25 protein-coding genes are annotated in these 23,643 nt (G+C 37.2%); 22 read left to right on the plus strand and 3 right to left on the minus strand.

Features of this window, described 5'->3' with window-relative positions; translation table 11 throughout:
• Positions 1 to 36: 36 nt before the first annotated feature.
• Genes ACXJIE_RS03245 through ACXJIE_RS03295 form a run of 11 tightly spaced genes read left to right on the plus strand, consistent with a single transcriptional unit; the run spans position 37 to position 11,370 of the window.
• Positions 37 to 888, plus strand: a complete 852-nt coding sequence (locus ACXJIE_RS03245; RefSeq protein ID WP_456479545.1) for a DNA adenine methylase — start codon at positions 37 to 39, stop codon at positions 886 to 888.
• Positions 888 to 3,527: a RecB-like helicase gene (locus ACXJIE_RS03250; RefSeq protein WP_456479546.1), complete on the plus strand. Its 2,640-nt coding sequence runs from the start codon at positions 888 to 890 to the stop codon at positions 3,525 to 3,527. Before ACXJIE_RS03245 ends, ACXJIE_RS03250 begins: the two co-directional genes overlap by 1 nt.
• Before the next feature lies 1 nt (position 3,528).
• Positions 3,529 to 3,687, plus strand: a complete 159-nt coding sequence (locus ACXJIE_RS03255) for a lipid-A-disaccharide synthase (RefSeq protein WP_456479547.1) — start codon at positions 3,529 to 3,531, stop codon at positions 3,685 to 3,687.
• Positions 3,680 to 4,750: a lipid-A-disaccharide synthase gene (gene lpxB, locus ACXJIE_RS03260; protein ID WP_456479548.1), complete on the plus strand. Its 1,071-nt coding sequence runs from the start codon at positions 3,680 to 3,682 to the stop codon at positions 4,748 to 4,750. Before ACXJIE_RS03255 ends, lpxB begins: the two co-directional genes overlap by 8 nt.
• Positions 4,751 to 4,782: 32 nt before the next feature.
• Positions 4,783 to 5,271: a transcription elongation factor GreA gene (greA, locus tag ACXJIE_RS03265; protein WP_456479549.1), complete on the plus strand. Its 489-nt coding sequence runs from the start codon at positions 4,783 to 4,785 to the stop codon at positions 5,269 to 5,271.
• Positions 5,272 to 5,298: 27 nt separating this feature from the next.
• Positions 5,299 to 5,727 (plus strand): dUTP diphosphatase, encoded by a 429-nt coding sequence (gene dut, locus ACXJIE_RS03270; RefSeq protein WP_456479550.1) that lies wholly within the window; start codon positions 5,299 to 5,301, stop codon positions 5,725 to 5,727.
• A 34-nt stretch (positions 5,728 to 5,761) separates the two neighbouring features.
• Positions 5,762 to 6,739 (plus strand): N-acetyl-gamma-glutamyl-phosphate reductase, encoded by a 978-nt coding sequence (gene argC, locus ACXJIE_RS03275; RefSeq protein WP_456479551.1) that lies wholly within the window; start codon positions 5,762 to 5,764, stop codon positions 6,737 to 6,739.
• Between the two features lie 10 nt (positions 6,740 to 6,749).
• The gene (locus tag ACXJIE_RS03280) at positions 6,750 to 7,451 is read left to right on the plus strand and encodes a UDP-2,3-diacylglucosamine diphosphatase (RefSeq protein ID WP_456479552.1); all 702 of its coding nucleotides are present in this window, start codon (positions 6,750 to 6,752) and stop codon (positions 7,449 to 7,451) included.
• Positions 7,438 to 8,391 carry a chemotaxis protein gene (locus ACXJIE_RS03285; RefSeq protein ID WP_456479553.1) on the plus strand — a complete coding sequence of 318 codons (954 nt, stop codon included), beginning with the start codon at positions 7,438 to 7,440 and terminating at the stop codon, positions 8,389 to 8,391. The genes ACXJIE_RS03280 and ACXJIE_RS03285 overlap by 14 nt, the downstream gene beginning before the upstream one ends.
• A 12-nt stretch (positions 8,392 to 8,403) precedes the next feature.
• A complete protein-coding gene (locus tag ACXJIE_RS03290; protein WP_456479554.1) occupies positions 8,404 to 10,848 on the plus strand; it encodes a hybrid sensor histidine kinase/response regulator in 2,445 nt (814 codons plus the stop codon).
• Positions 10,849 to 10,857: 9 nt separating this feature from the next.
• Positions 10,858 to 11,370 carry a chemotaxis protein CheW gene (locus ACXJIE_RS03295; RefSeq protein ID WP_456479555.1) on the plus strand — a complete coding sequence of 171 codons (513 nt, stop codon included), beginning with the start codon at positions 10,858 to 10,860 and terminating at the stop codon, positions 11,368 to 11,370.
• Here the strand turns inward: ACXJIE_RS03295 and speA are convergent.
• Genes speA through ACXJIE_RS03310 form a run of 3 tightly spaced genes read right to left on the minus strand, consistent with a single transcriptional unit; the run spans position 11,367 to position 15,253 of the window.
• A complete protein-coding gene (gene speA, locus ACXJIE_RS03300) occupies positions 11,367 to 13,193 on the minus strand; it encodes a biosynthetic arginine decarboxylase (protein WP_456479556.1) in 1,827 nt (608 codons plus the stop codon). The two genes, ACXJIE_RS03295 and speA, sit on opposite strands and share 4 nt — an antisense overlap.
• A gap of 60 nt (positions 13,194 to 13,253) precedes the next feature.
• Positions 13,254 to 14,414, minus strand: a complete 1,161-nt coding sequence (gene hisS, locus ACXJIE_RS03305) for a histidine--tRNA ligase (protein WP_456479557.1) — start codon at positions 14,412 to 14,414, stop codon at positions 13,254 to 13,256.
• Between the two features lie 26 nt (positions 14,415 to 14,440).
• The gene (locus ACXJIE_RS03310; RefSeq protein ID WP_456479558.1) at positions 14,441 to 15,253 is read right to left on the minus strand and encodes a hypothetical protein; all 813 of its coding nucleotides are present in this window, start codon (positions 15,251 to 15,253) and stop codon (positions 14,441 to 14,443) included.
• Between the two features lie 32 nt (positions 15,254 to 15,285).
• On the opposite strand from ACXJIE_RS03310, the gene ACXJIE_RS03315 reads away from it, so the two are divergent.
• The 11 genes from ACXJIE_RS03315 to ACXJIE_RS03365 all read left to right on the plus strand — a co-directional run.
• Positions 15,286 to 16,098, plus strand: coding sequence for a TIGR00282 family metallophosphoesterase (locus ACXJIE_RS03315; protein WP_456479559.1), 813 nt, complete (start codon positions 15,286 to 15,288; stop codon positions 16,096 to 16,098).
• Entirely contained in the window at positions 16,085 to 16,717 is a 633-nt protein-coding gene (locus ACXJIE_RS03320) for a 3-methyladenine DNA glycosylase (RefSeq protein ID WP_456479560.1), read from the plus strand. Before ACXJIE_RS03315 ends, ACXJIE_RS03320 begins: the two co-directional genes overlap by 14 nt.
• Positions 16,710 to 17,273, plus strand: a complete 564-nt coding sequence (locus ACXJIE_RS03325) for a M48 family metallopeptidase (RefSeq protein WP_456479561.1) — start codon at positions 16,710 to 16,712, stop codon at positions 17,271 to 17,273. The genes ACXJIE_RS03320 and ACXJIE_RS03325 overlap by 8 nt, the downstream gene beginning before the upstream one ends.
• A gap of 10 nt (positions 17,274 to 17,283) precedes the next feature.
• Positions 17,284 to 18,744, plus strand: coding sequence for a DNA recombination protein RmuC (locus ACXJIE_RS03330; protein ID WP_456479562.1), 1,461 nt, complete (start codon positions 17,284 to 17,286; stop codon positions 18,742 to 18,744).
• A gap of 65 nt (positions 18,745 to 18,809) precedes the next feature.
• Positions 18,810 to 19,862, plus strand: coding sequence for a Card1-like endonuclease domain-containing protein (locus ACXJIE_RS03335; protein WP_456479563.1), 1,053 nt, complete (start codon positions 18,810 to 18,812; stop codon positions 19,860 to 19,862).
• Entirely contained in the window at positions 19,855 to 20,658 is an 804-nt protein-coding gene (gene cas6 / locus ACXJIE_RS03340) for a CRISPR system precrRNA processing endoribonuclease RAMP protein Cas6 (RefSeq protein WP_456479564.1), read from the plus strand. Before ACXJIE_RS03335 ends, cas6 begins: the two co-directional genes overlap by 8 nt.
• On the plus strand, positions 20,655 to 21,569 hold the full coding sequence (locus ACXJIE_RS03345; protein ID WP_456479565.1) for a helix-turn-helix transcriptional regulator: 915 nt from the start codon (positions 20,655 to 20,657) through the stop codon (positions 21,567 to 21,569). Before cas6 ends, ACXJIE_RS03345 begins: the two co-directional genes overlap by 4 nt.
• Positions 21,570 to 21,627: 58 nt before the next feature.
• Positions 21,628 to 21,894, plus strand: a complete 267-nt coding sequence (gene cas2, locus ACXJIE_RS03350; protein WP_456479566.1) for a CRISPR-associated endonuclease Cas2 — start codon at positions 21,628 to 21,630, stop codon at positions 21,892 to 21,894.
• A complete protein-coding gene (gene cas1 / locus ACXJIE_RS03355; protein WP_456479567.1) occupies positions 21,891 to 22,697 on the plus strand; it encodes a CRISPR-associated endonuclease Cas1 in 807 nt (268 codons plus the stop codon). The genes cas2 (ACXJIE_RS03350) and cas1 overlap by 4 nt, the downstream gene beginning before the upstream one ends.
• A 204-nt stretch (positions 22,698 to 22,901) precedes the next feature.
• Positions 22,902 to 23,162, plus strand: a complete 261-nt coding sequence (gene cas2 / locus ACXJIE_RS03360; RefSeq protein ID WP_456479568.1) for a CRISPR-associated endonuclease Cas2 — start codon at positions 22,902 to 22,904, stop codon at positions 23,160 to 23,162.
• Between the two features lie 279 nt (positions 23,163 to 23,441).
• Positions 23,442 to 23,643 (plus strand): hypothetical protein (locus ACXJIE_RS03365; RefSeq protein WP_456479569.1); only part of this gene is annotated, 202 nt, incomplete at its 3' end.

Here is a 23,643-nt window from a genome sequence, read left to right on the forward strand (position 1 = left end):
AACATTTTAGATAAAATTATATAAAAAAGGATTTAATTGAGCGGTAATAAAACATCAGCGAAACCGTTTATAAAATGGGTAGGCGGTAAAAGGGGAGTGTTGTCCCAAATTTTGCCTTATGTTCCTAAAAAATTTAATAATTATTTTGAACCGTTTGTAGGCGGCGGGGCTCTTTTTTTCGAACTGTATAACCTCGGGCTTTTAAAAAATAAAAAGGTATATCTTTTTGATAAAAACGAAGAACTTGTAAACGCTTATAAAGTAGTCAAATCAAATCCTTTCGGGTTGATAGAAAAATTAAAAGAATTTGAAAATAAACATTCAAAGGAATTTTATTACGAAATACGTGAAACGGACAGAAAAGAAAATTTTAAAAACTTTGATCCGGTTTTAAGGGCCGCGAGGTTTATTTATCTGAACAAAACCTGTTTCAACGGTCTTTACAGGGTAAATAAAAAAGGATATTTTAACGTGCCTATCGGCAGGTACAAAAATCCTAAAATATGTGATGAGGAAGCGATACTAAGCGCAAGCGGGGCTCTGAAAAACGCAACGGTGAAAGCGTCCGATTTTTCAGAAGTATTGAATTATGCCGAAAAAGGCGATTTCGTATATTTCGACCCGCCTTATTACCCTCTTAATAAAACGTCGAATTTTACGTCATACACCGACGGTGGGTTTTTGGAAGAAGAACAGAGAAGGCTTTACGAGGTGTTTGAAAAACTTTCTCAAAAGGGAGTTTATGTCCTTGAAAGCAATTCCGATACGGAGTATATAAAAAATTTATATAAAAAGTATGAAATAAATTTTGTAAATGTCAACAGGTTAGTGAACTCCAAAGCCGGAGGCAGGGGGAAAATTAAAGAAATTCTGTTAAAGGCCGCATAATGCAAAGACTTCTATCACTAAAAGCATCAGCCGGAAGCGGAAAAACGTTTTCGCTGGCACTTAGATATCTCTCCCTGCTGTTCAGGGGTGTAAGCCCGAGCTCCGTTCTTGCCGTAACGTTTACGAATAAGGCGGCGAACGAAATGAAAGAGAGGGTTATCAGGTTTTTGGATCTTTTAAAAAAAGACGAGAAACTGTTAGACATACTTAGCGAAACCTCCGGGCTTAAAAAAGAGGAAATTTTAAAAAAAAGGGAGTTCGTATTAAAAGAGTTTCTCACAAGCGACATACACATAACCACAATAGACGCGTTTATTCAGAAAATTCTGCGTAAATTCGGATATTATGTGGGGGTTGAGAGTGATTTTGACATAAAAAGCGACACTCTTGAAAATATTTTCGAGCTTTTTATTGAAGAATTAAACGCGCGAGAGTTTGCCTCTTTAATAGAATTTGCCAAAATAGAAAACAAAAAGTCAAAAAGCATAGCGGAACTTTTCGAAATGCTGTATGAAAAGGAAAAAGAACTCTCTGAATGGAAAATGGAGAATGGAGAATGGAGAATTAAAGATCTTTTAAAAGAGATTGAAGAGATAAAATCGAAGTTTATTTTAGCTACTGAAGGGTGTGCGCAGATAAATAATTTTTTTAAAAAAGACCCTTTTGATATGCTCAAAGTCAAAACAATCCCGTCATTTTTGGAAAACGGGACGCTTGCTAAGGTGAGGGGGTTTAAAAAATGCTATGAAGAATGGATGGACGGCGAATTTGAAAGGCTTATCGGGCTTGTGAAAAAACTTTTGGTTTTAAAAGAAAAATTTGTGCTCGGCTCTCTTTTTTCACTGTATGAAAAATATAAAAACATAAAACGGCTGATAAAACAAAAGGAAAACTATCTTGATTTTAAGGATATCGAACACAAGGTGTATGAGCTGCTTGTTGAAGATGAACTGAACAGGGATTTTTTGTATTTCAGGCTTGATTCAAGGATTGAACATATTTTAATAGACGAGTTTCAGGACACTTCGGTTACGCAGTGGAAAATATTCGAACCCCTTGTGGACGAAATAAAATCGGGAGAGGGTGTGAAAAATTTCAAAAGCTTTTTTTATGTAGGGGACACGAAACAGGCCATTTACCGTTTTAGAGGCGGCAGCAGCGAGCTTTTCGACTATGTTTACGAGCAGCTGAGGCCGTTCGGGATGGTGCAAAAAGAGCTTCCTAAAAACTACCGCTCGAAAAAGGTGATAGTGGATTTTGTAAACTCTCTTTTTAACCTTAGACAGGAGTCCGATAAAGAAGGCGGATATGTGGAGGTAAAAGAGGGTGATCTGCTTGAAGGGCTTGAAAACACGCTTAAATTTATGTTTGAAAAGGGAGTGAAAGACAAAGATATCGCAATACTCGTATATACGAACGACGATATTTTAAAAGTCGCAGATTTTATAAAGGAAAAGTTCGGCAAAGAGGTGGTAACCGCTACAAGGGCTAAAGTTAAAAACCAGCCTTTTGCAAAAGCCCTTATAGACATACTCAAATACACGTATTATATGCTTGAAGGGAAAAGGGCTGAAATTTACAAGCTCAATTTCCTAACCGTCATAGGCAGGGCTTATACTCCCGAGCCTTTTTACGTGCCGGTTAAAAAACCGGCTGAAATGATCAGGGATTTGATGTTTAAATACGAACTGACGGACGAATCCTCCCTTAAACTGCTCGAACATTCTTTAAAATATAAGGATTTGTACGATTTTGTGGCGGAAATAGACGGGTTTGAAGACGAACTTCCTTTGAGCGAATTTGACGGAATAACCGTTATGACGGTGCATAAAAGCAAAGGGCTTGAATTTGAAAACGTGATCGTAATGGAAAAGCTGGGGCGGGATAACAGCAGAAGCAGCAATCTGATATTTAATTACGAGGGTATAGAGCTTAAAGATATCAAATACAATATCGCCGGAAGGGAAATACTCGATGAAAGTTATGCGAGGATAAAAGAAAAAGAAAGGGTTCTTGAACTGAGAGATAAAAGAAACGTCGAATATGTGGCTTTTACGAGAGCCGTTAATTCGCTTTTTATTTTGAAAAAGGAGAAATCTTCTTTTGTCACTCCACTTAAACCTGAAAAAACAGGCGTTTTTGAAGCCGACAAAACTCTTAAAGAGCGGAAAAAAACCGAAAGGTTTTCTTTGCGGCCTAAACATTACGGTTTGCAGGAGGTCAAAAGAAACACACAATACAAACCCAACGACTATGAGGCCATTTATTTCGGTTTAGCGCTTCATTACGCTTTTGAGATTGAAAATTTTCATGCCGTTCTTAACAGGTACGGTATTTATACCGATGTAAAGACCGCTTATGAAATATACGAAAGGGCGAGAAAACTTTTAAAAAAATTTGAAGGGAAGAGATTTAAGGAAATTCCTTTCGTATATAACGGCGAAGAGGGTATAATGGATTTAATGATTGAAAACGACGAAGAGATAATAATAGTGGATTACAAATCCAAAAAACCGGAAGATGAAAGCGTTTATTTCGAACAGGTGAAATCTTACAAAAACGTGGTAAAAAAACTTAAAAACAAAAAAACGAGGGCGTTTTTGCTGTATGCCGACAAAAACGCCCTTAAGGAGGTTTGATATGTGTATGCAGACGAATTTCGGATGCTGTTTTGTTGAAGGGAAAGTGGTTGAAAGAAAAAGTAAACGATTAAAAGTGAAAAACGAAAAATCAAGATCTAAAGAAAAAAATGAAAAACCCAAAAAAATAATCCGTCAAAACGAGGTCGAATTTGAATAAGCTGCTTGTAAGCGCACTTGAGCCGAGCGCGAATCTGCATTTGAAACAGGTTTTGAATGAATTGAGAATTGAGAATGGAGAATGGAGATTTACCGGTATTTTTGATAAGTGTTTAGGTGAGCCTTTAATTGACGGTAATGAGTTTAATGTAATGGGGTTTTTGGATGTGCTGCCTAAAATTAAACTTGCCAAAAAAGCCATAAACGACCTTGCAAATCTCAGCAAAGAGTGTGACAAAGTGCTTCTTATTGATGCACCTTCTTTTAATTTAAGACTTGCCAAAAAAATTAAAGAAGTTAATCCGAATATCGAAATAATTTATTATATATTACCTAAAGTCTGGGCATGGAAAAAAGGAAGGATAAAAGACGTAAACAGGTACGTGGATAAAAAAGCGTATATTTTTCCGTTTGAGCGTGAAATATGGACCGACGGCGTATATGTAGGCAACCCGCTTTTAGATGAAATCAAAAATTTCAGAGACGATAAACTTTACGGAAACATAGCATTTCTGCCCGGAAGCCGTAAAAGCGAAATTAAAAATCTTATGCCCGTTTTCAGGGAGCTTATAAAACACCTTCCGGGTAATAAACTTTTGGTCGTTCCTGAAATTTACAAAAATAAAACAGATGAAATTTACGGCAATCTAAGCGGTTTTGAAATTGTGTTCGATACGCATGAGGCTCTTTTAAAAAGCGATTTCGCTTATATATGCAGCGGGACGGCCACGCTTGAGGCGGCGGTTATGGGCACGCCTTTCGTTTTGATGTATAAGGCGAGGGAAATTGAGTATATAATAGCTAAAATGTTCGTTAAGTTAAATTATGTCGGTTTGGCCAACATTATTTTTGAAAAAGAGGAGTTGGGGGAGTTTCATAAAGAATATCTTCAGGATTTTGACATCGGGGATTTGATAAGAGAGTTTAAAAACGGCACTCTTGAGGACTTCAGGGAAAAATCGGACCGACTGAGGAAAATATTAAAACACGGCAGCGCCGAAAATGTGGCGGAACTGTTGAGTAGATATAATCACACACTTACACCGATAAAAAATTCGATATAATTATCAAAAAATATACGATATAAAGGATAATAATGCATAAAGAACCTATGACGAAACACGGATATGAAAAATTAAGTAAAGAACTTGAATATTTAAAAACAAAAGCAAGACCTGAAGTGGCAAAAGAGATAGACAGCGCGAGGGAGCTTGGGGATTTGAAAGAAAACGCCGAATATCACGCGGCGAAGGAAAAGCAGGTGCATATAGAAAGAAGAATAGCGGAACTCAGCGACATTTTAAGCAGGGCCGTGGTGGTTGATCCGAGCGAACACGCACACAACAGGGTTGCGTTCGGAAGCACCGTTTATCTTGTTGACGTGGATACCGACGAAGAAGAAAAGTACACTATTGTGGGGGCACCCGAAGCGGATCCGCAAAAAGGGCTTATTTCATATCACTCGCCTCTTGCTAAAGCTTTGATAGGAAAAGAAGTCGGGGACGAGGTTGAGGTGAATCTGCCGGGAGGTGTAAAAGTTTACGAAATTGACAAAATCTGTTTTGAAGACATATGCTTTTCATAATGTAAAATTGAAAATGGAGAATGGTAAATGAAATTAAAGATAAAAAGATTATCTGACAATGCACAGATTCCCGCTTATCAAACTAAGGAAGCGGCGGGGTTTGATCTTCATTCTGCTGATAATGTTGTAATTAACCCGGGGGAGAGAAAACTGATAGGCACCGGATTGGCGTTTGAGATAGAATTTGGCTACGAAGTACAGATAAGACCGAGAAGCGGGCTTGCGTACAAACACGGAATAACCGTGTTAAACACACCCGGAACGATTGACAGCGATTACAGGGGAGAGATAAAAGTGCTTTTAATCAATCACGGGAAAGAGCCGTTTGAAATTAAAAAGGGAGAAAGAATAGCCCAGGCGGTAATCGCACCGGTAATTCAGGCGGAAATTGTTGAAGCGGAGGAACTCGGTGAAACGGACAGGGGAGCAGGCGGGTTCGGAAGCACAGGAAAATAATGTAAAATGTTGTAATGAAAAATGAAGGATTGAGATGATAAAAGTGGCGATTGTAGGGGCGAGCGGATACACGGGGCTTGAGCTTGTCAAAATTCTTTTGAACCATCCGTATTTTGAAATAAGCGCGCTTTTCGGAAGCGAAGGCGGTGAGAGGATTGAATATGTTTATCCGTCTTTAAGAGGCGTGTTTGAGTGTGAGATACAAAAGTCGGATGTTAAAGAGATTGCAAAGTACGACCTTGTTTTTTTAGCCGTGCCTCATAAAACGGCCATGGCGTTTGTTAAGGAGCTGTACGGAAAAACGAAAATAGTGGATTTTTCGGCCGATTACAGGCTTAATCGGAAAAATTACGAAGATTTTTACTGCCCCCATACGGATCCCGCGAACCTTGAAAATTCGGTTTACGGGCTGCCTGAAATTTTCAGGGAGTATATTAAAAAATCAACTCTCGTGGCAAACCCCGGATGTTATCCGACGGCCACCGTTTTGGGACTTTACCCGTTTTTGGAATATATTGAAAACGGTGTGTTTGTGGACGCCAAAAGCGGGGTGAGCGGTGCGGGGAAAAAATTGAGCGCAACCACCCATTTTGTGAAGGATAATGAAAACTTTTTTGCATACAATCCGATAAAGCACAGACATTCGGTGGAAATAAAGGAAAAAACGGGGCTTGATGTAACTTTTGTGCCGCAGCTTCTTCCCATAACGCGGGGAATGCTCATAAGCATATACGCAAAGCTGAAAAAAGACGTAGAACCGCTTGAGATATTAAAAAACACGTACGGGAACGAAAATTTTGTAAGAATTTCGGAAAAGCCCGTTGAAATCAAAAACGTTGCCGGTACCCATTACTGCGATATTTTTGCCGCAAAAAACCAAAATATGCTTTTTATAAACACCGTAATCGACAACCTTTTAAGGGGTGCCTCTTCCCAGGCAGTGGCGAACGCCAATCTGATGTTCGGATTCGATGAAGGGCTCGGGCTGCCTAAAATCGCATACGTTCCTTAGGAACTGAGAGTTGAGAATTGAAAACGTAAAATTAAAAGAGGGCGCTGCGGTAATTGCGGACGTGCATTACAAAAAAGGGGATGAAGGGTTTTTGGAAGTATTACGTAAATGGATAAAAAACCCTCCGCCCCAGGTCTTTTTTCTCGGAGACATCTTTCATCTTCTGCTGCCTTTTAAATACCTGCTTTCTTACAATGAAGAGGCAATAGAGCTTATAAATCGGCTTTCTGAAAAAACGGAAGTTTACTATACGCCGGGAAACCACGATTTTAACATAGAAAAAATTTTTCCGGGGGTCGTTTTTGCCGACGCGTTTGTTGATAAAAAGAAAAACGTTTTTTTAACGCACGGGGATTTGACGGACAGTGATAAAAGTTATAAACTGTATGTCAGTGTTGTAAGAAATGTTTTTTTGGAAAAGGTTTTTCATCTGCTGAGTTTTAACTTTGTTTCCGCCTGGCTGTTTAAAAAGATTTTAAAAAAGCGTATAAGCTGTGAAAAAATAGAAAATTTTGAAGAAAAAATTAAAGAAAAACTGAAAAAAATCGATTTTGATATAATTATTGAAGGACATTATCATCAAAACAGAATATTACATTTTTCTGACAGGACGTATGTAAATTTGCCGGCATTTGTTTGCGGAGGAAAGTTTATTTTAATACAATTAGACAATAACCCCATATTAAAGGAAATTCGATATGATGGACGATAAAACTCTTAAAGTCGGTTCCAATGAGCTTGAACTCGTGGATTTCAGACTTTATAAAAAACTGCCCGACGGGGGTGTTTATGAAGGGGTATACGGTATAAACGTCGCCAAGGTGAGAGAAATTATAAAAATGCCCGAGCTTACCGAACTTCCGGGCAGTGAAGATTATATAGAGGGGATTTTCGATTTGAGGGGGGTCGTCGTGCCGGTTGTGGATCTTGCGAAATGGATGGGTATAGAAATACCGGACGAAAACGAGGCTCCCATAAAAAAAAGGGTGATTATTACGGAATTTAACAATATTTTGATAGGTTTTATCGTTCATGACGCAAAAAGAATAAGACGTATCAGCTGGGCGGATATAGAGCCCGCACAGTTCGGAGTGGGGCACGGCAAACTTGACAGAAGTAAAATAACCGGGATTACGAGAATAGAAAACGGGGAAATTCTTCTTATTTTGGATCTTGAAAGCATTGTGGAGGAGATGGGGCTTTTTGAAGCGAACCTTGAAGCCGATCTGGAAGATATAGAAAAATTTTCGGGAATGGTGCTTTTGGTTGACGACAGCGTAACCGCCAGAAGAATAGAAAGGGAAGCGCTTGAAAAAATGGGCTTTGAGGTGGTCGAAGCCACGAACGGGGAAGAGGGTCTTCAGAAACTTGAAGAACTGTACTCCATTTACGGGGAAAACCTTAAAAACAGACTCAGACTTATTTTAAGCGACGTTGAAATGCCTAAAATGGACGGATATCACATGGCGGCCAAAATTCACGCGGACGGAAGGTTTAAGGAAATCCCTCTGGTGTTCAGCTCTTCCATTTCGGACGCGTTCAGTGATATAAGAGGTCAGGCGGTGGGAGCTGAGGGCTACCTCGTAAAATTTGATTCAGACAAATTTTACAAACAGATTGCGGATATTCTCCATAATAAAAACAAAGAATAAGAAAGGCTTGATATGGACGAAATTCAGGAGTTATTGGAAGATTTCCTCATAGAAGCGTTTGAAATGATTGAGGAGATGGATCAGGATTTGGTTGAGCTTGAAAACTCTCCTGATGATCTGGATCTTTTAAATAAGATATTCAGGGTGGCCCATACAATAAAAGGAAGCGGCAGTTTTTTGAATTTTGACAAGCTTACCCGTCTTACCCACCATATGGAAGCCGTTTTGGATAAGGCGAGGAAAGGCGAGCTTACTATTACACCTGAAATTATGGATGTGATTTTAGAATCTGTGGACGCTATGAAAGGGATTTTGGAATATATAAGGGACAACGGGGAGGATACGGCTCCGGAAATAGACATAGAGCCTATCGTTGCCAAGCTTGATTCGATAGTTAACGCTAAAGCGTCTGAAGAAAGGGGGGAGGAAAAAGGAAATATCGTCGGAAAAGTGAATCTGGACGAAATAACCCTGGAAAATGCCGATGAAATTGATCTCGACTCCCTCGAACCCGAAGAGCTTGATGCGGTGCTTGAGCATCTTGTAAAACTCAGAAACGAATCGGAATCTAAAAAAACGGGTATAGATCTTGAAAAAATAACGCTTGAAAATGCCGATGAAATTGATCTCGACTCCTTGCCTCCCGAAGAGGCCGACGCCGTTTTGGAACATCTTGTTAATCTTAGAAACCGGCAAACACCGCAGGAAAATGAACATCCGAAAGAAGAGGAAAAAGCCCAAAAAGAAAACAAGGAAGAAAAAGCCCAGATAACCCCTGCAAAAAAACAGGAACTATCAAAAGAACAAAAGAAAAAAGAGGTTAAAAAATCAATTCCGTCCGTCGCCGAGCAGACAATCAGGGTGGACGTAAAAAGGCTTGATCAGCTTATGAACTTAATCGGTGAGCTTGTTCTCGCCAAAAACAGGCTTATTAAAATTTATAACGATGTGGAAGAAAGATACGAAGGTGAAAAATTCCTTGAAGAGCTCAACCAGGTTGTTTCGAGCATATCCATTGTCACCACCGATTTGCAGATTGCGGTTATGAAAACGAGAATGCTTCCCATCGGTAAAGTGTTCAATAAATTTCCGAGACTTGTCAGGGACCTTTCAAGGGAACTCGGCAAAAAAGTGAAACTGATAATAGAAGGGGAAGAAACCGAACTTGACAAATCCATAATAGAAGAAATCGGTGATCCGCTCGTTCATATGATCAGAAACTCGGTTGATCACGGCATAGAGCCCCCGGAAGAGAGAATAGCAAAAGGAAAACCGGAAGAAGGCACGGTGTGGCTGAGGGCTTATAACGAAGGAAATATGATTGTCATCGAAATAAAAGACGACGGAAAGGGTATGGATCCCGAAATTCTTAAACAAAAAGCTATAGAAAAAGGGCTTATTACCGAAAGCGAAGCGGCCAATATGGGCGACAAAGAAGCGTTTATGCTTATATTCAAGCCCGGATTTTCGACGGCTGCAAAAGTTACTAACGTTTCCGGCCGCGGTGTTGGGATGGATGTGGTAAAAACGAATATAGAAAAATTAAACGGAATTATAGAGGTCGATTCCGCACCCGGAAAAGGAAGTACGTTTAAACTGAAAATCCCTCTTACCCTTGCCATTATCCAGGCGCTTCTTGTAGCAAGCCAGGAAGATCTTTTTGCTGTGCCTCTTTCAAATGTTATTGAGACTGTAAGAATTGTGGAAGAAGATATATACACCATTGAAGGAAAAAGCGTTCTTAAACTGCGAGAGGAGGTGCTTCCGCTTGTAAATATGGCCGATATTTTTGAAATTGAAAAAGTCCTCGAGCCCGACAAATACCTTTATGTGGTGATTTTGGGTCTTGGAGCCACAAAAATAGGCCTTATAGTGGATAGGTTTATAGGCCAGGAGGAAATAGTTATAAAATCTTTGGGGGAATTTTTAAAAGGTATTCCGGGAATTGCCGGAGCTACGATAAGAGGGGACGGAAGGGTTACACTTATTATAGACGTCGGCAGTCTTATGGGGCTTGCAAAAGAGACGCATAACAGAAAAATAGTTACCGAATCTTTAAACGAAGCCAAAAAGAAAAAAGAAAAACCGAGCGATTATACGGTAATGCTTGTGGACGACAGTGCCATGGACAGAAAAATAATGAGAAACGCCCTTGAAGAGCTCGGTGTTAATTTAATCGAGGCCAAAGACGGGCTTGAGGCGCTTCAGATGCTTAAAAACAACGAAGTGGACGCCATGCTCATAGATATAGAAATGCCGAGGATGGACGGGTATACGCTTGCGCAGGAGATCAGAAAATACAACAAATACAGAAAACTGCCTCTTATAGCGGTGACAAGCAGAACGACGAAATCCGACAGGGTTAGAGGCGTCGAGGTCGGAATGAACGAGTACATAACCAAACCTTATACGTCGGAATATCTGCAAAACGTTGTAAAAAGAAATTTAAAATTATAAAGGTTAGTTATGGGCAGCTTGAATGAAATAGTAAAACAGCAGCACTCTCTTACACAGCCGGAGGAGAACGTATCCGAGGAGATCGTTCAGCTTGTGGGTTTTATCGTCGGGGAAGAGGAGTTTGCGGTGCCGATTCTTTCCATCCAGGAGATTATAAAACCTATAGAATGGACACAGGTGCCTTTTACTCCCGATTATGTACTGGGTGTTTTTAACCTTAGGGGAAATGTGCTGCCGCTTATAGACTTAAGAATTAAATTCGGCGTTTCCGCAAATGATATAGACGAAAACACCCGTTTTATAGTTATGAAAATAAAGGGTGAAGATGTGGCTTTTATAATCGACAGGCTTACTTCGGCTCTAAGGATTCAGAAAAAAAACATACTTCCGCCGCCCGATACATATTCGAATGAAGACGACATAATAGAAGGGGTGGGAAGGATGGACGACGGAAGGATTATTACCATCCTCAAAGTCGACAATCTTATAAAAAGGGAGGATATCGTCCCTTCAAATGATTAATCTTTAAGATAAACCATATCGTTAAGGAGCAAAAACAGCTCTCCTAAAATTTCTTTTTGTTCCTCTTCGTTTTTTATGTTTTTTTCTATGTTGTCTTTAAGTTTCCATTCAAGTTCGTTTATGTCGTAATCGAGATCTATTAAAACCTCCCTTATTTTCTGAGTGGGTTCGAGAAAGTCTATTTTGTGGTTGCCCTCTTCGTCGAAGCTTATTATGGCTTCGTTCGTAAAACTGAAAAGATTGTGTTTCATTCCGAGTATTTCCTGATATGCGCCGACGAGAAAAAATCCGATATAGTATTTTTCTTTTGAAAGATTCACATCATGAAGATATATAGGGTTTTTTTTGCTAAAAGGTATTTCACCGTCGCTGTCGCATGTAATATCCCATATGGTTGCACTTCTGTTTGGCGTAATATTCAGTTTTGTAAGCGGCATTACAGGAAACCTCTGTCCGAGTCCCCAAAAATCCGGAAGACTTTGAAATATTGAAAAATTTGCAAGATATTTTTCCTGTATTTTTTCGTTGATTGATTTAAGCTCTTTGTTTTTAAGTCCCCTTGCAGTTGCGTAGCTTAGAGCTTTTTTGATTATCAAATGAACAAGTATTTCGCTGTTGCTTCTGTCAATCAGATCTATATACCCGAGATCAAAAAGAGTTAAAAGACTTTCGAAGTGATCCAGTGCGTCATGGAAATATTCTATATAATTATTTTCATTAATTGTATCGTATAAATCAAAAAGCTCTTCCACCAAATCGGGATTTTTATTTTTAAGTCTGAGTGATTTTTCACTGTATTCCTGAGAGAAAAGCTCAATCACGGGTGCTATTAGAATAGTGGAAGGAGATGCGATAAAACGGCCGCTTTCGGTGAAAATATCAGGCATGGGAACCTGCTTTTTGTTTGAAATTTCTTTTAAAAGATATACGACGTCGTTGCTGAATTCTTTAATCGAATAGTTTTTATCCCTTTTTTCTTCCCACTGCGAATACTCAATTGCAAGACCTCCGCCTATATTTATGGCGCTTAGGTTTTTGGCACCGAGTTTTCTAAGATCTGCATATATATTTCCGCTTTCCCTTATCGCTTTTTTAAGCGGTGAAATGTCATTAATCTGACTTCCTATATGAAAATGAATCATTTTTAATTTATCAAGCATTCCGTTTTGTTTTAAAATTTCAATAGCTTCTATAATTTCCGTGGAGCTCAGTCCGAATTTACTCTCAATTCCTCCGCTTTTTGCCCATATTCCGACTCCTGATGTGTGGAGTCTGATTCTGATACCGATATTTACGGGCATTTTGTGATATTCGCCGCTGACTTCAATAATGGATTTGAGCTCGTTGAGCCCTTCTATGGTAATGGTGACGTTAAAACCCATAAATCCGGCTATAAAGGCGAGCCTTATCATATCTTTATCTTTGAAGCCGTTTATGGTAATGGGAGCCGTTTTGTTGTTGTACGCCATCGCAAGGATGAGTTCGGCCTTGCTTCCGGCCTCAAGCCCGTAATTGTATCGTTTGGCTATTTTTATAAGGGGTTTTAAAAAACTCGGAAACTGGTTTACCTTAAGGGGGAAAACCGCTTTAAAAGTCCCTTTGTATTCGAATTCCTTAATGGCTTTGTTGAATGACGTGTAAAGGGAGTTTATCTGTTTTCTAATAAGATGAGGGAAACGAAGAAGAACAGGGCCCTTTATTCCTTTTTCCTCTATTTCTTCCATTATTTCTATCAAAGCCGGCTGGTTTCCGTAATTGATTTTCAGTTTTCCGTTTTCTATAAAAAAGTTGTTCGCCCCCCAGATGTCTATGCCGTAGTTCATTTTTCAGCCTTTTGGTTTGATGTGAACGAAGTTAAACGGGTGAAAAAGATGAATTTTCATTTACAGCTCTTTTTCAAAAAACGTTTTGTTTTTCAGCTCCTCCTCACCCACTATCATAGCTTTTTTGTAACTGCCTTTATCCGCCGCTTTAAGGTGTGCTTTTAGGGATTTTACCTTTGGTTCGAAATAAACTTTTTGTTTTTTTCTTAAGTTTTTGGCCTCTTTTTGCGCAAAATCAAGAGCTTCTTCAAGCATTACGCCTACATAAATCCCTTCTCTTTCTTTTTCGGTATTTACAAGTTCCATAATTCTTTCAATTCCTATGGCGAACCCAACGCCCGGTGTCGGTTTGCCGCCTAAAAATTCCACGAGTCTGTCGTATCTTCCGCCTCCGGCTATTGCGCTTTGCGCCCCTATCTCGGTTGAGACGAATTCGAATGTTGTTTTCGAATAGTAATCAAGCCCTCTTACGAGGTTTTTATCCACTTCGTATTCAATTTCTAAATTTTCAAGCCCTTTTTTCAGAATTTCGAAATCTTTTTGACAGTTTTCGCACAGATTGTCCGTAATTTTCGGAGCGTCTTTTAAAACCGCCTGACAGCTTTGCTCTTTACAGTCGAGCGTTCTTATGGGGTTTTGTGTAATTCTTCTCTGGCAGTCTTCACAAAGCTCATTTTTGTGTGTGTTTAAAAACCCGACCAGTTTTTCCCTGTATTTAGGCATACACTCACTGCATCCGAGCGAATTTATTTTCAGAGTGTAATCGATTCCGAGGGCGTCGAAAATATCCGCCGCCATTGCTATTATGTTTATATCCTCATATATGCTCGGCTCCCCGAAACTTTCGATTCCGAACTGGTGGAATTCCCTGAGCCTGCCTTTCTGGGGTCTTTCATACCTGAACATGGGGCCGAAATACCAGAATCTTTTGGGTGTTTGGGCTTTGTCGTATTTGTGCTCTATAAAGCTTCTGACGACCCCGGCGGTGCCTTCGGGTCTTAAGCACACGTCGTTTCCGCCTTTGTCGATAAACTGGTACATCTCTTTATTTACAATATCGCTGCTTTCCCCTACGCTTCTTTTAAAAAGCGAAGTTTCTTCCAAAACAGGTGTTTCGATGTACGAGTATCCGTAATTTTCGGCAATTTCACGGGTGGTGTCGAATATTTTCAAAAAGCGGGGATCTTCGATGTCTTTCATACCTCTTAAAGCTTTAATCATTTCAGGCCTTTTTAATGAAATTTTATCTAAAATCTGAAATTAATAGATATGTTTGCGAAGGTTTTAAACCTGTATTCGTGTTCTTTTGAAAACAGGATATAAGGGGAAAATTCCAAAAACATATACCTTTTGTTAAAAAGGACGTGTCTGTATGTGAAAAATAATTTATAATAATAAAGCACTGGTTTGAGGTCGGTTTCTCCCCCCATTTCGAATCCGTAAATTCTTATGAATTTAATATAGTCGTTGTACAGATACGTACCGTAATAGTAGTGCATATTCCCGGGTTCCGTTGAAGAGAAGGATTTGTTTATTTTAAAAAGAAGGGAGTCTTTTTTTACGGTAAATGCCGTGTTTTCGTGAATTTCTCTGTTTACGGTGTAAACGTCCACCGTTTCACCGAAATTTATTTCCGTATTTAAAATGTTCGTTACCGTCGCCGTGTTATGAATCAGTATTTCCGGCAGACCGTTGTATATTCTAAGAAGAGGGGTTAATTTTAAAGATATGTTTCTTTGCCTGAACCTTGTCGGATTGTTTCCGTTTTTTATTATGGTCAGCTGTTTTTCCAAAGAAGGAAGTATCACCCTTAAATTTACACGGGCTTTTAGCGCCCTGGCTTTTAAGTCGTAATCTATTTTTATTTTAAGAAAGTGTTCTTTGGGAGTTACTTCAAGTACGTCCGGAACTATGGAGTTTATTGAATTTATGACGATGTTTTTTATGAACATCTCTTCTTTTATTATGGTGGAGTTTGTCTCTTTTTCCTTTTTTTTCAAAACAACGATGTTGGAAGCGAACAGAATTGTTGATAAAATTAGAATAATTAATTTTTTCATATCAAATTATACAAAAATTAAAAGGAAATTAAATGAATATACTTTTTATAGGCGATATAGTGGGTAAACCCGGCAGAAAGGCGGTTAAAAGGTTTCTTCCCGAAATTAAGAAAAACTTTCAAATAGACTACGTTATAGCAAATTACGAAAACGCGGCCCACGGCTTCGGAATAACCGAAAAAGTGTATAACGAGCTGAAGAGTGCGGGTATAGACGTGTTTACGGGAGGAAACCACACGTTTGACAAAAAAAAAGACGCTTTTAAACTGCTTGAGGAGAATAAGATACTAAGACCTCTTAATTATTTCGAAGCTCCGGGCGAATGGTATTACGAAGACGAAAATATTGTAATAGTAAGCGTTATGGGGATATTTGCGATGCCTTACGGCAAAAACCCTTTTATCGAGCTTAATAATTTTGTGGAAGGAAAAGACAAATACGTATTTGTGGATTTTCACGCCGAAGCGACCGCTGAAAAAAGGGCTATGTACCTGATGCTTAAAGGCAGGGTCGGGGCGGTTGTGGGAACCCATACCCATATAGGCACGGATGATCTTGAAATAAAAGACGGTACCTGTTACCTTACCGACATAGGTCTTAGCGGATGCAGGGACAATGTGATAGGAATGGAGGAAAAAGCCCCGATAGCGCATATGCTGACGGGACTTAAACATAATTTTGACGTTAAAGACAGGTGCGGGAGGATTTTTCAGGCGCTTTTAATAAAAACTGACGGTAAAAAAACGGTTGAGGCAAAAAAACTTAAAGCCGTTGACGACGGTGAGCTTACTGTGACTCAGGAAGCGGTATGGACGGAAAAAAAGGATGAAAATGGAATTCAGTAATTCCTACGAACTGTTAACGGAACTCAGAAACAAAAACCTGCTTGCGGATAAACCGAAACGGTGGTGGCCTAATTACGGAACGTTTGAAGTTGTTGTAGGGGCTGTTCTTACCCAGAATACAAAATGGGAAAATGTGGAAAAAGCCCTTAATCAATGGAAAATGGAAAATGAAAAATGGAGAGTGGAAGATATAGCGAGTTTAGAACCTGTGTTTTTGGCGGAAATTATAAAACCCGCCGGGTTTTACAACCAAAAGTCAAAAAGGCTTATAGCTTTAAGCAGGAATATTTTAAGGGATTTCGGTGATTTTGAAACGTTCAGAGAAAATGTTGACAGGGAGTGGCTTTTATCTCAAAAAGGCATAGGGTTTGAAACGGCCGATTCGATTCTGTGTTATGCCTGCGGGAGGGATATTATGGTTGTGGACGCCTATACGAAAAAACTTTTGAAAAAACACGGATATGAATTTGAAACGTATGACGATATGAGGGAATGGTGCGAAAGGGGTGTGGAGGAGAACTGGCACAGACTTGAGGAAATTTATGAGAGCGATTTGAACCTCTGCTTTGCAAGGTTTCACGGAAAAATTGTGGAATTTATGAAGAAAAGAAATGGATAAACTGTTTTTCAACGGGGTGGAAATAAGATATAAAGTTGTTAAAAAGCCCATTAAAAACCTTTATCTGGAGGTAAAAGACGGGTTTGTGGAAATCAGATGCAACAGGTTTGTGCCGAGGCTTAATATAGAAAAATTTATATTAAAACATGCCGAACATATCGTTCATAAACTTGAAAATAAGGAGTTTTTTTATCTTTTCGGCGAAAAATACGACAGGAATGGAATGGACGTAAGGGAGATTTTTAAAGAAAAACTGCCTCCGGTGGCTTTGCGATATGTTAAAATATACAGTGAGAAAATGAAACTGTATCCCGGGGGCGTCTCTTTTAGGTTTAACAAAACGAGATGGGGAAGCTGCAGTGCGAAAAACGCCATAAGCCTGAATTATTATCTGGCCCAGCTGCCAAAAGAGCTGATAGAATATGTCGTGGTTCACGAACTTGCCCACATAAAACATAAAAACCATTCTCCGGCTTTTTGGAAAGAGGTTGAAAAACAGCTGCCCGATGTCTCGCAAAGGCGTAAACTGTTAAGAAGGTTCGAAAAACTTATTTGAAGGATGAAAAATGGACAATCTATATCTGATTATGGGTGTTTTGGGAGGAATTATCATTATACTGGGGGTTTTGGTTATTGTTTTAAAGGGCAGGAACCATATGCTTAATGAAGAAATTAAGGAAAAGGAAAACGCACTGAGAGAACTGAACGCGGCGCTTCATTACGAAAAAACTCAAAATGCGGCTCATCTTGAAAAAATACAAAATCTTGTGGAATATAAGAAAAAATTCGAAAATATGGAAAAAGAGTGTTCACAGACAAGGGAAAAACTCAAAGAAATCCAGACGAAATACGATTTTGTAAAAGCCGTACTGAATCAAAAAGAAGACGAAATGGAAAATATTTATAAAGAGGTTAAAGAACTCAGAAAGCAAAACGGCTTTTTATCGGCTGAAAACAGGGAACTTTTGACTAAAATAGAAGAGTCCCAGAAATCTTTTGAGGAAAAAATGGAGCTTCTTAAAAAAAGCGAAGAAAAATTAAAAGAGAGTTTTGAAAATCTTGCAAACCGTATTCTTGAAAAAACAAATGAAAAAATGGCGAGGGTTTCCAAAGAAAGCCTTTCGCAAATTCTGAGCCCCTTGCAAAACCAGATGAAAGAGTTTAAAGAAAAAGTGGAGTTTTTAAGCAAAGAAGAGGCTGAAAAGATAAGCGCCCTTCAAAATGAGCTTAAAAACCTTAAAGAGCTCAGCAGCAGACTCTCGGACGATGCCCAAAACCTTGCGAAAGCCCTCAAAGGGGAAAGCAAAACGCAGGGAAACTGGGGGGAGCTTGTGCTTGAAAGGGTGCTTGAACTGAGCGGACTTGAAAAAGGAAGGGAATATGAAAGGGAAGTGAGTCTCAACGGGGAGGACAACAAACGTTACCGTCCCGACGTAATTGTCCATCTTCCAAACGGCAGGGATGTGATAATAGACGCCAAAACGTCGCTTAGCGCATACCAGGAATATATTAAAACGGAGGATAAAACCTATATAAAAGCCCACATTCAGGCTATTAAAAACCACATAGACACGCTTGCCGAAAAAAGATACGAAAATTTAAAAGGCGTGAATTCGCTTGATTTCATATTTATGTTCATTCCGGTCGAAAACGCTTTGATGTTGGCGCTTGAAAACGACTCCGGACTTTTCGAATACGCCTTTAAAAAGCGTGTCGTGCTCGTATCCCCGGCGACGCTTCTTGTTTCTTTGCGCGCCATAGAGAGTTCTTGGAGATTTGAAAAACAGGCCAAAAATATAGATGAGGTGGTAAAAGCGGCCGAAAACCTTTACGATAAGGTAAGGGGATTTACGGAGGATTTCGAAAAAATAGGAAAATCGCTTGACGCCGCTCAGAAATCGTATGACAGTGCGAAAAGCAAACTCGTCTCCGGCAAAGGAAACGTTATAAGACAGGTGGAGCTGCTGAAGGAAAAAGCGGGAATAAAACCTAAAAAGGAAATTTCGAAAGAACTGCTTGAATTTTAAGAGGGTTAAAAGCGAATTTCTTTGTACTTGTAAAGTTGAGAAAAATAGTATGAAAAAGGCATAATATGACATTAGTTAGTGTAATAGGGGATTTTTTTTCTTCTGTGGCTCCCGTTTTTTATGATTTTTTCGATGATATTTCGACACATATAATTATTTCCGACGATTCGAAAAGAGATTCGCGATACGCCAGAAAGTTTAAAGAGGGCGTAAAAAACTTCTGCATGGAAAAAAATAAAAACATAACGCAGCATTTTGTAAGGATAGACGAGGATTCCGGCAGTGCGATTGATAAAGCCTGCAAATATATACTCGAAAACTCAAAAGGCGATGTATATGTCAACATTAGCGACGGACTTGCCACGTTAAATACCATAATGACCCAAAAACTGCTTAATAAAGGCGTTACATTCATTTCATACGATATTTTTGACAATGAATATCATATTATAGGCCGAAACGGGATAATCAAAAGAAAAAAAGCCAAACCTATGAGTATAAGGGAGCATTTTTTATTGAAAAACTCCGAAATTTTATCGTATGAAACAACCGATTTTGCAGAAAAAAATGAAATGTTAATAACTGAATTGTTTGAAAAATACCGATATCAGTTTAATGTTTTTAAAAAAAAGCTTACGCAAAATTCCGTCAATATAGATGATTATCCGGCTATTAAACAAATATTAATGAAATTGGGATTTGGATTGAGTAAAAAAGAATTGTCTTTAAATAAAAAAACTATAACCGGATCTTTATTTGAAATGTATATATATTTGATTGTAAAAAAACTTGAATTCGATGATATTTTAATGGGAGCTGTTATTGAGGATTACGAAATCAAAAACGAATTTGATCTGCTTGTTATTAAAAACAATCATTTGAGTATAATAGAGTGTAAATTCAAAAATTTTTTAAAAGATGCCGAAACACTTTTGTTTAAATATGCTTTTTTGCGTAAAGTTTTGGATTATGATTCTAAATCGTTAATAATATCCGGTTCGGAAGTGGAAAAAAAGTATCATAGAAGAGCAAAATTATATGATGTAGAATTTGTCAGTATTGAGGAAAGAAATTTTGCAAAAAAAATAGAAAATTTTTTGAAAGGCGAATATGATTAAATATTCTAAAATTACATTAAAAAGCGAGTATGTTTTACCGTATAGATTTACCGGGTCTACATTAAGAGGAGCTTTTGGCGTGGGACTTAAAAAAGTGGTATGTATAAACCCTTCAAAAGAGTGTAAAGGATGTTTTGCAAAAGAAGGATGTCTTTTTTACGATTTTTTTGAAAAACAGGACCCTAAATACCGTTTAAGAATAAATTTAAGCGGAAACGTGAGCTTTGATTTGTTATTGTTTGAAGGATATGCTCTAAAAGCTCCTTATGTTGTAAGTGCGTTGTATAAGGCTTTTGCTGAAATAGGAATAACGAAAAAGAGAAACAAAATCAATTTTAAGCTCTATTTTAACGATAAACCGGTTTTTGACGGAAAAAATTTTTTAAATTTTGAAAACGAAGTTCTTGAATATAGTATTGAAGATATAAAAACGAAATGTAAAGTTTTGTTTTTAACGCCTTTGAGAGTAAAGGAAAAAGGTGTTTTCGTAAGAGACGGTGTCAATGTGGAAACGATTTTAAGAACTATTTATCATAAACTTCATAAACTTCAAAATATTCCCATTTCAAAAATCCCCTTTACGCCTGAGTATACAATATCTTCACAAAATTTTTCGTTTATTGATTTTAAAAGATATTCCAATAGACAAAAAACCGCTATGAATTTCGGTGGTGTAATGGGAGAAATCGATTTTGAATATATTGACGAAAAATCTTATTACTTGCTGAAAATAGGGGAGCTTATAGGTGTTGGCAAACAAACTACTTTCGGGCTTGGAGAAATAAAGATAAAATGAAAACACTTAGGTTTTTGAATCTGCTTGAAAACATAGCAAAAGGCAAACAGATATGTATTGAAAAATATGCGGCGGAATTAGATGTAAATAAAAGGACGCTTCAAAGGTATATAAAGGAAATTGAAGAATATTTCGGAGTAAAAAAAATAACGGTAAAAAGAGGGTGTTACGTATTCGTTCAGCTTAAAAATATCAAAAATATTTTAATTGAAAAAGAAGATTCGGCGGATTTTGAAAAATTTTCTAATATTCTTAATGCTTTAAATCCTAAATTTTTAAAATATTTAGGTATTGATAAAAAAATTTTGACAAAAATAGTTTCTGATGATTTAATATATATAAAAGAATCGCCCGTGGAAGAATTAATGAAAACCCATTTTTTTTCAAAATTAAAACATGCTATAAAATTTTCTAAAATAATAAAAGTTGTATACAAAAGTGATGATTTTTATATATTTGAAAATTTCAAACCTTATAAAATCGTATTTGCCGAAGGAAACTGGTATTTATGCGGAATGAGCGACGATGATGTCAACAACGGCTTTAAGTTTTTGAGGATAAATTTTATAACCTATATTGAGGATACTTCTAAAACTTTTAAAAAAGAAAAAAAAGTACTCGATTTTATTATTTCTTTTCAGTCTCTTTTTTCTTTATATGATAAAAAGCCGTTTGAGGTGATACTTAAAATAAATAAAAAAATTTCAAGGTTTTTTGAGGTCAAAAAATTTTTAAACTCTCAGACGGTAATAAGTAAATCGGATGATTTTTTATTACTCAAGTATTATGTAAATAATGAAAAAGAAATTTTTATGCTTGTGAAAAAATGGCTGCCGGATATAAAAATAGTTTCTCCCGAACCTCTTAAAGAAAAATTTGAGCAGATGATACAGAAATATCTTTCCGAATAGTTAAAACGTCATTTTTTGTCTTCTTTTTTGTTTATAATGTAAACAAAAAGTTTTTGAAATGAAAAAATATCTTATTGCCTATGACGTTATAAATCACAAAAGAAGAGCAAAAATCCGGAAAACTGCTTACTCTTACGCTTTTGGCGGTCAAAAAAGTGCTGTGGAGGCGTTTTTGACAAAATCGGAAATGTTGGATTTGGCAAAAAAGTTAAGTGCTAAAATGGATTTAGAAAAAGACAGAATCCATATAGTAAGAGTAAAGAAGTTTGTTTTTTTAGGAACGGCTAAAGAGATTGATTTTAATAAAGGCGATATTGTGATATGAACCGTTTGATTATTGACAAAAAAGGGAAAATAGAAATTAAAAACAGTTCGTTAATATTTGAAGAGCGAAAGTATCCTCTTAGTAAAATCGATTTTTTAATTTTAGCGGGTGATATTGAAATTGATACAAAAACCGTTTCAAAAATAACGAAAGAAAATATTTCTATACTTATTTACAATAAAAATTTTTCTTTCATTTATCCGGTAAATTCTAAAAACGGCGAACTGAAAAAAGCACAGTTTTATGCTTTAAATAAAAGACTTGATATAGCTAAATGGATTATAGAAGGAAAAATAAAAAACAGTTTTTTAAAAATCGATTTTAGTTACGATTTAAAAAAGGTAAATTCTATTGAAGAATTAATGGGAGTTGAAGGTGCTTTTAGCAGAAAATATTTTGCGGAATATTTTAAGCTTTTTCCCATACATCTGACAAAAGGTTGTAGAACAAAACAGCCGCCCGAAGATGTAGTGAACGCATTAATGAGTTATATGTATACTATCGTTTATTATGAAATTACAAATAAGCTTATTTTATTCGGTTTTGAACCCCAAATCGGTTATCTTCATGAACCTTTTCGTTCTCATAATGCGTTAAGTAGTGATTTGCTTGAATTTTTCAGAAGTGATGTTGATAAATTTGTTTTTAATTTGTTTAACGATAAAGTCGTAAAAAAGTCTGATTTTAATATCAGATTCAGACTCAGAGACAATAAAAGGAAAGAATTATGGAAAGAAATAAAAATATTTACGGAAAATCTTCCGATAAATCAGAAAATTTCACACTTAAGAAACTTATTATAAAAAACAGATATGCCAAAATTTATCCGAAAAAAGATTTTTTAATAGTTTTGAATGAAAGTGAAATGATTATAGGATACAAATATATTGAATCGGTATATGTAACCGTTCATAATTCCGTTCCTTTGAAGTATCTTTATAGATTGGCACAAAAAAGGAAAGTATTTTTAATAAATGAGAACGGTTATATTGTAGGTGAGGTGAAAGTTGGAATTTCTAATAGCGTATGATATTAAAAATCAAAAAAGACTTGTAAAAGTTGCTAAAAGACTTGAAAAAATCGGTGTAAGAATAGAATATTCTATTTTTTATGTAAAAATGCAAAAATCCGAAATGATTGAGTTTGCAATATGTTTAAGTGATATAATCGATTCCGAGGAAGACGATATAAGAATTTACGAAATTATTGATTATGGTGTTGCACTTGGAAACGCCGCTTTACTTGATGAGATTTTTTTAGTAAAATAAGGAGGAAAATGAGATTCTTGACAGTTTGCTTTAAGTTTTGTTTAAGAATGTCTCAAAACGTAAAAGTACTGAAAGAGGGGGTTTTTAGCTTAATGATTTTGTTAAACTTTTGTTTTAAGCAAAAATTAAGTTTTTCAAAATTATTAAAATCCCTTAATTTAGGTATGATTTGCTATTACAGAACATACGACCCGCCAAGGGGATTGAGACATAGTTTCTCTAACTTTTTGTTTGGATAGTGAATAGTTTTATTACAGAACATACGACCCGCCAAGGGGATTGAGACATGATGATAAAGCCACTCGTTTAAATTTATACCATAAATTACAGAACATACGACCCGCCAAGGGGATTGAGACCTTACCTGAAATTTCGCTATTATACACGCTTGTTTATTACAGAACATACGACCCGCCAAGGGGATTGAGACTTAGTTTGAGGACTACCACATATAATTTACCATTAAATTACAGAACATACG

The organism is Nautilia sp. (assembly GCF_053994455.1).